Source organism: Streptomyces sp. BF23-19 (assembly GCF_041106355.1).
Lineage (GTDB): Bacteria > Actinomycetota > Actinomycetes > Streptomycetales > Streptomycetaceae > Streptomyces > Streptomyces virginiae_A.
Genome location: NZ_JBGBPT010000006.1, coordinates 24,828 through 31,521, shown reverse-complemented (window position 1 = coordinate 31,521; position 6,694 = coordinate 24,828). Strand labels below are relative to the sequence as shown.

Annotated in this window: 8 protein-coding genes; 4 read left to right on the top strand and 4 right to left on the bottom strand. The window is 71.3% G+C overall.

Going from position 1 to position 6,694, the window contains the following annotated elements:
• Window positions 1–105: 105 nt before the first annotated feature.
• On the bottom strand, window positions 106–576 hold the full coding sequence (locus tag AB8A24_RS05380; RefSeq protein WP_369474932.1) for a MarR family winged helix-turn-helix transcriptional regulator: 471 nt from the start codon (window positions 574–576) through the stop codon (window positions 106–108).
• A gap of 100 nt (window positions 577–676) precedes the next feature.
• On the opposite strand from AB8A24_RS05380, the gene AB8A24_RS05375 reads away from it, so the two are divergent.
• Both AB8A24_RS05375 and AB8A24_RS05370 read left to right on the top strand, forming a co-directional pair.
• Entirely contained in the window at window positions 677–1,519 is an 843-nt protein-coding gene (locus AB8A24_RS05375; RefSeq protein ID WP_369474931.1) for an NAD(P)H-binding protein, read from the top strand.
• Between the two features lie 33 nt (window positions 1,520–1,552).
• Window positions 1,553–1,981, top strand: coding sequence for a MarR family transcriptional regulator (locus tag AB8A24_RS05370; protein ID WP_328962416.1), 429 nt, complete (start codon window positions 1,553–1,555; stop codon window positions 1,979–1,981).
• On the opposite strand, the gene AB8A24_RS05365 is transcribed toward AB8A24_RS05370, so the two are convergent.
• The 3 genes from AB8A24_RS05365 to AB8A24_RS05355 form a co-directional block, all read right to left on the bottom strand.
• Window positions 1,944–3,434, bottom strand: coding sequence for a DHA2 family efflux MFS transporter permease subunit (locus AB8A24_RS05365; protein WP_328962417.1), 1,491 nt, complete (start codon window positions 3,432–3,434; stop codon window positions 1,944–1,946). The two genes, AB8A24_RS05370 and AB8A24_RS05365, sit on opposite strands and share 38 nt — an antisense overlap.
• 112 nt (window positions 3,435–3,546) lie before the next feature.
• The gene (locus tag AB8A24_RS05360; RefSeq protein ID WP_328962418.1) at window positions 3,547–4,032 is read right to left on the bottom strand and encodes a MarR family winged helix-turn-helix transcriptional regulator; all 486 of its coding nucleotides are present in this window, start codon (window positions 4,030–4,032) and stop codon (window positions 3,547–3,549) included.
• Window positions 4,033–4,162: 130 nt separating this feature from the next.
• Window positions 4,163–4,552: an SHOCT domain-containing protein gene (locus AB8A24_RS05355; protein WP_328962419.1), complete on the bottom strand. Its 390-nt coding sequence runs from the start codon at window positions 4,550–4,552 to the stop codon at window positions 4,163–4,165.
• A gap of 113 nt (window positions 4,553–4,665) precedes the next feature.
• Between AB8A24_RS05355 and AB8A24_RS05350 the strand changes: the two genes are divergently transcribed.
• Both AB8A24_RS05350 and AB8A24_RS05345 read left to right on the top strand, forming a co-directional pair.
• Window positions 4,666–5,214 (top strand): potassium channel family protein, encoded by a 549-nt coding sequence (locus AB8A24_RS05350; RefSeq protein ID WP_328962420.1) that lies wholly within the window; start codon window positions 4,666–4,668, stop codon window positions 5,212–5,214.
• 55 nt (window positions 5,215–5,269) lie between these two features.
• Window positions 5,270–6,661: a chloride channel protein gene (locus AB8A24_RS05345; RefSeq protein ID WP_328962421.1), complete on the top strand. Its 1,392-nt coding sequence runs from the start codon at window positions 5,270–5,272 to the stop codon at window positions 6,659–6,661.
• The last annotated feature ends 33 nt before the right edge of the window (window positions 6,662–6,694 follow it).

Genomic DNA, 6,694 nt, shown 5'->3' with positions numbered 1-6,694 from the left:
AACTGCGAAGGAGGGGAAGCGGATGGTGATGACGGGCAGGCAGCGCCGGGCCGTCGGCCCGGGGCTGCGGTGCGGTGCCGCCCGTGGGGGCGACGACGGTGGTCGTCAGCGGTGGCGCAGCGCGTTCTGGGAGTCGACGTACTTCAGCATGAGGCGGGCGAAGTCGATGCGGTCGCGCTCGCTCCAGTCGGCCGTCACGCACTCGAAGGCCGCGCGCTGGTGCCGCCGGAAGCGGTCCATCATGTCCCGGCCCTCGGGGCTGAGGTGAAGGATCGTACGGCGGCCGTCCTGCTGGGAGGCGGCGCGGACGAGGTAGCCGGCGGAGATGCTGTCGGACACCATGCGGCTGGCCACCGAGGGGTCGACGGCCAGGTACTCGGCCACGGCGCCGACGGTGATCTCACGACCGTCGCCCTGCTCGGCCTCCAGGACGATGTTGAGCACCAGGGTGCGGCTGAGGTCCTTCTGGGAGATCGGGTTCTCGACCTCCAGGAGCGAGGAGCGCCGCAGTTTCCCGAACGCCGGGCCCACGGCGTCCAGCAGTTCCTCGTCGGTCGCCGGCTCGTGCTTCGTCATGCCCCTCATCGTACATATGTGAGCCCTGGCAGGCATGTGTTGACATGAAAACGTGTGCATGTGAGCATGCATATGTCATCGCGAACGAACGGAGTTACTCGTGACCACCCTCATCACCGGTGCCCGCGGCAAGGTCGGCCGGACGGTCGCCGCCCGCCTGCACTCCGCCGGCCTCCCCGTCCGGGCTGCCAGCGCCCGCCCCGCCGAACTGACCGTTCCGGCCGGGATCGAGACCGCCGAGCTGGTCCTCGACCGCCCCGAGACCTTCGCCGCCGCCCTGCGCGGGGTCAGCCAGGTCTTCCTCTACCCCCAGCCCGCCGGCATCCACGACCTGATCAAGGCCGCCGAGGTCGCCGGGGTCGAGCACGTCGTCCTGCTGTCCTCGTCCTCGGTGCTCGCGCCGGGCGCCGAGAGCGACCCGCTGGCGAGCCACAGCCTGCGGGTCGAGCGCGCCCTCACCGACTCCGGCCTGACCCACACGTTCCTGCGCCCCGACGCCTTCGCCAGCAACTCGCTGGGCTGGGCGTGGCCCATCGGCCGGTCGATGCCGGTCCAGCTCGCCTACCCGGACGCGCAGATCGCGCCCATCCACCCCGAGGACATCGCGGACATCGCCGCCCGGGCCCTGACCGGGGGCTCCCTCACCGGCCGCTCGCTCACCCTGACCGGCTCCGAGTCGCTGTCCTTCCGCGAGCAGCTCGCGGTCCTCGCGCAGACCCTCGGCCGAGAGATCCCGGTCGAGCACATCACCCGGGCCGAGGCGGAGGAGCAGATGGGCCGGCACATGCCCGCCCCGATGGTGTCCTCGCTGCTCGACCTGTGGGAGGCCGCCGACCACGGCCCGGCCGCCATCGGCGAGACCACCGAGACCCTGCTCGGCGTACCCGCCCGCACCTACCGGCAATGGGCCGAGGAGAACGCGGACGCCTTCACAGGCCGCTGACCCGAAGGCCCGCCGACCCTTGAGGAGCAGGACATGAAGCCCATCGGCTACTGGCTCAACCGCACGGACCAGGCCCTCACCGCGTCCATGGACGCCCTGTTGGCCGACTTCGGCCTCACCCGACTCGGCTGGCAGGTCCTGGGCGCCGTCAAGGACGACCCGCGGGCCACCGACACCGCCGTCCTGACCGCCCTGGCCACGGGCGCCGACGCAGCGGCGCAGGCCTCGGCCGTCGCCGCGGTGCTCGCCGGCGGCTGGGTGACCCGGCCGCGACCGGACCGCCTGGCCCTGACCGACGACGGCCGGGCCCGCCTCGTCGAGGTCGCCCTTCGCGTGGACGCCTTCCGCGAGCTGTCGGCGCGGGGCATCACCCGCGAGGAGTACGTCACCGCGGTCACCGTCCTGGAGCGCATGACCCGCAACCTCACCGAGCCGCGAGCGGGGTCCGCGGCTCGGCCGTGACCGACCGCGGGGAGCCCTTCGGGCCGCGCAGGACCGTCACGGCGACGGCCAGGGCGAGAAGGATCAGGCCGGCGCCGACCGCGAAGGCCAGGTGGTACCCGCCGGTCAGCGCCTCGGGGACGGGAACACCCGCCGTGGTGAGGGACTCCGTACGGGAGGCGGCCAGGGTGGAGAGGACCGCGATGCCCAGCGCCATGCCGATCTGCTGGGTGGTGTTGAAGAGCCCGGAGGCCAGGCCCGCGTCGGCCTCCCGCGCACCGGACATGCCCAGCGAGGTCAACGCGGGGAGGGCGAGGCCGAAGCCGGCGGCGAGGAGCATCACGGGGAGCAGGTCGGTGAGGTAGTCCGCGCGGTCGGGCTGACCGGGCACCCGCGTCAGCAGGCCGAGTACGCCGACCAGGAGGACCAGACCGGCCAGCAGGACCTTGCGCTCGCCGAAACGGGAGTTCAGGCGGGCCGAGACGGTGAGCGAGACGAGTCCGATCACGGCGGCCGCCGGCAGCATCGCGAGACCGGTCTCGGCGGCGGAGTACCCGAGCACGTTCTGCAGGTAGAGCGCGACGAGGATCTGGAAGGAGAACAGCGCGGCGACCATCAGCATCTGGACCAGGTTGGCGCCGAGGACGCTGCGCGAGCGGAAGATCCGCAGCGGCATGAGCGGGTTGCGCGCCGTGGCCTGGCGGACGAGGAACCCGGCGAGCAGGACGAGCGCGAGGGCGCCGAACCCGAGGGTGTGGGCCGAAGTCGCCCCGTAGGTCTCGATCTTGACGACCGTGTAGATCCCGAGCATCAGGCCGGAGGTGACGAGCAGCGCGCCGAGGGTGTCCGCGCCCGCCTTCAGGCCCAGACCCCGGTCGCCCGGCAGGGCCGGGAGCGCGGCGAGGAGCACCGCGATGCCGATGGGCAGGTTGATGAAGAAGATCCAGTTCCAGGTCAGCGCGTCGGTGAGGACACCGCCGAGGACCTGCCCGATCGAGGCACCCGCCGCGCCGGTGAAGCTGAACACCCCGATGGCTCCGGCCCGTTCGCGCGGCTCGGTGAAGAGCGTGACGAGGATGCCGAGGCTGACGGCGGAGGCCATGGCACTGCCGGCGCCCTGCAGGAAACGGGCGGCGATCAGCATCTCGGGCGAGGTGGCAAGCCCGGCCATCAGTGAGGCGGCGGTGAACACCGCGGTGCCCGCGAGGAACATCCGCTTGCGGCCGATCAGGTCGCCGAGGCGGCCGGCGAGCAGGAGCAGGGCGCCGAAGGCGATCAGGTAGGCGTTGACGACCCAGCTCAGCCCGACCGGTGTGAAGCCGAGGTCGCCCTGGATGGCAGGCATCGCGACCGTGACGATGCTGCCGTCGAGGATCGTCATCAGCATTCCGGTGGCCAGGACGCCCAGGGCGAGCCGGCGGGAACGCGCGGGAGGAGGAGCGGAAGGGGAAGGGGTGGTGGCGGGGGCAGGCATGGCGGTCTCTCCCGTTCGTCGGAGGCAACAGAAAAGACCGTAGCAGATAGTTTTGTTGCAGACTATCTTTTACGGACCCACTGCTGGCGCGACCACCGCCGACCGCTCCCGGCTACCCCTTCTGACGCGCCCGCCGGGCCGGCCGCGGACCCTCGACCGGAGTCTCCAGATGCCCCGTGACCAGCCGGTTCAACGCCCGGAGCAGCACCTCACGCTCATCCTCGGGCAGGGCGCCGAGCGCGCCCTCGTGCACCTGGTCGACGATCTCCTGACTCTCCTTCGCGACCTTCGCCCCCGCCCCGGTCACCGCGATGACCCGGGCCCGCCGGTCCGTGCTGGACGGCCTGCGTTCGGCGAGGCCGGCCTTCTCCAGCGCGTCGACGGTCACCACCATCGTGGTCTTGTCCATGTCGCCGATCTCGGCGAGCTGCGCCTGGGTGCGCTCCTCCTCCAAGGCGTGGACGAGCACGCAGTGCATCCGCGGCGTGAGCCCGATCTCGCCGAGCCGCGCGCTCATCTGCGTACGCAGCACGTGACTGGTGTGGTCCAGGAGGAAGGACAGGTCCGGTTCGGTTCGCGTGGGCGCCATGGCTGTCATGTCTGCCAGGGTAACGAGAATCGATCCGTCGCGGATTATCGGCAACCGGACCACCGGCATGGAGGGGCGGGAAGACGGGGCGGCGGGGGAGGCGGCGGGAACCGCACCGCCCCGCACCGCCCCGCACCGCTCAGGCCAGGATCTTGGCCTTGGCCTGGTCGAATTCCGCCTGGGTGATGTCGCCCTTGTCCTTGAGGACGGAGAGCTTGTGCAGCTCGTCCGCCGAGCCCGACCCGGCCCCGGCCGTCTGCTGCACGTACGACCGGAAGGCCGCCTGCTGCTCCTCGGCCTGCTTCTGGTCCCGCTCACGCATGCTGTGCCCGCGGGCGATCAGGTACACGAGGATGCCGAGGAACGGCACCAGCAGCACGAAGATGAGCCAGCCCGCCTTCCCCCAGCCGCCCAGGGTGTGATCACGGAAGATGTCCGTGATCACCTTGAAGAGGAGGAAGAACCACATGATCCACAGGAAGAACCACATCATCGTCCAGAAGACGTTGAGCAGCGGGTAATCGTCCATGCTCGGCTCCGATCATGTACGGGGTCCTTCATTCATACCGGCCACCTCGGCCATCCGCATTCCGGCGGCCCGCTCCGGTCGCGCTGTGGGCTCCCGACCGTTCTCCTGAAGCCATGGCACGCAACGCAGCCGATCAGCGCCGACGCGTCCTGGTGGGCCACCTCCTGCGCTCGGTGCTCTCGGCCGCCCTCCTCACGTGGCTCTACTACGTGGTGCCCCTGGAGGGCGGGTTCGGCATCACCACCGTCCTGACGCTGGTGATCGGCCTGGTCGCCTTCGGGCTGCTGACGGCATGGCAGATCACCGCCGTCTCCCACGCACAGTTCCCCCGGATGCGCGCCCTGGAGGCGCTGGCCACCGGCGTACCGCTGTTCCTGGTGCTGTTCTCCGCGACGTACTACCTGCTCGGGGCGCAGGACCCCGCTTCGTTCTCGGAGCCGCTGACCCGCACGGACGCCCTCTACTTCACGATCACCACGTTCGCCACCGTGGGATTCGGGGACATCGTCGCCACCACCGAGGGCGGCCGGGTGCTGGTCACCTTCCAGATGGTCGCCGACCTGATCCTCATCGGCGTGATCGCCAAAGCACTGGTCGGGGCGATCAAAATCGGTATGCACAGGCGCAGTTCGGAGGCTCCCGGCCTGGAGGACGAGCCCTGAGCGGCGAAGTGCGCCCCCGAGGTGGACCATCGAGGAAGCGGAAAGGAAGTGAGCCATGCCGCAGTCGCGCCCTCGATCCGAACCGCCCCCCGGCGGAACGCAGCCGCAGGAGGCCGACGTCCTGAGGCAGACGCTCCGCAGCCCCGGATACCTGAAACTGCTGTTCTTCTGCGCCCTCATCAGCATCCCGGTGTCCCTCGCGTCGTTCTGGTTCCTCGCCGCACTGCACACCATGGAACGCGCGATGTGGACGGACCTCCCGAAGGCCCTGGGTTGGGACGTCCCGCCCTGGTGGTGGCCGCTGCCCCTGCTGCTCGTCGCCGGTGTCGTGGTCGGCCTGGTCGTCCCGCACATGCGCGGCAACGGCGGTCACCTCCCCGCGGCCGGCCTGCACACCGGCGGGGCCTCGGCCGGCGCCCTGCCCGGCGTCATCATCGCGGCGGTCGCGAGTCTGCCGCTCGGCGCGGTACTGGGTCCCGAGGCTCCGCTGATCGCCCTCGGCGGCGGGCTGGCCCTGCTCTTCCGCAATCTGGCGCAGATACCGGTGACCCCGCAGGGCACCGCGCTCATCGGCGCGGCGGGAGCCGCGGCCGCCATCGCCACGATCTTCGGGAATCCGCTGATCGCCGCGGTGCTGCTGATCGAGGTGGCGGGCGTGGGTGGACCGCAGCTGTTCGCGGTCATGCTGCCGTCCCTGCTGTCCGCCGGAGTCGGGGACCTGGTCTTCACGGGCCTCGGACGCTGGACCGGCCTGAAGATCGGCAGCCTGAAGCTCGAACTGGGCGTACCCGTGCCCCACCTGGACGTGCCCGACGTGTTCTGGGCGGTGCTGATCGCCGCGGCCCTGGCCCTCGCCCTGCACCCGGTGCTGACCGGCGCGCGGGTGATCGCCGCGTACGTCCTCGAACGGCCCCTCCTGCGGACCGTCCAGTGCGCGCTGGCCGCCGCGGCCTGCGCCAGCCTCTACGCGCTCATCACCGGCCTCTCGCCCGCCGATATCACCGGGTCGGGCCAGGCGATGATCGGCAGACTGGCCGCCGACCCGCACTCCTGGGGCGTGGGTGCGCTGATCGGCGTCCTCGTCTTCAAGGGCGCCGGCTACGCCATCTGCCTCGGCAGCCTGCGCGGCGGTCCCGTCTTCCCGGCGCTCTGCCTCGGCGCCGTGGCGGGCGTCCTGCTCGGGCCGCTGCCCGGACTCGGCATCGTGCCCGCCATGGGGGCGGGCATGGCCGCGACCGCCGCCAGTGCGCTGCGGCTGCCGGTGAGCAGCGTGGTGATGGTGGTCCTGATGCTCGGCGGCACCGCGATGATCCCGGTGGTGATCATCGCGGCCGTGGTCGCCTTCGTGGTCACCGAGCTGCTGCCGGTGGGACCCCGGATCCCCGAGCTGCCCGCCGTGCCGGCCAAGCCCACCGCGCCTGCCGCGCCTGCCGCGCCCGCTGCCTAGTGCTGTGACACGAGGACCCCGCCCGGAGAGCCG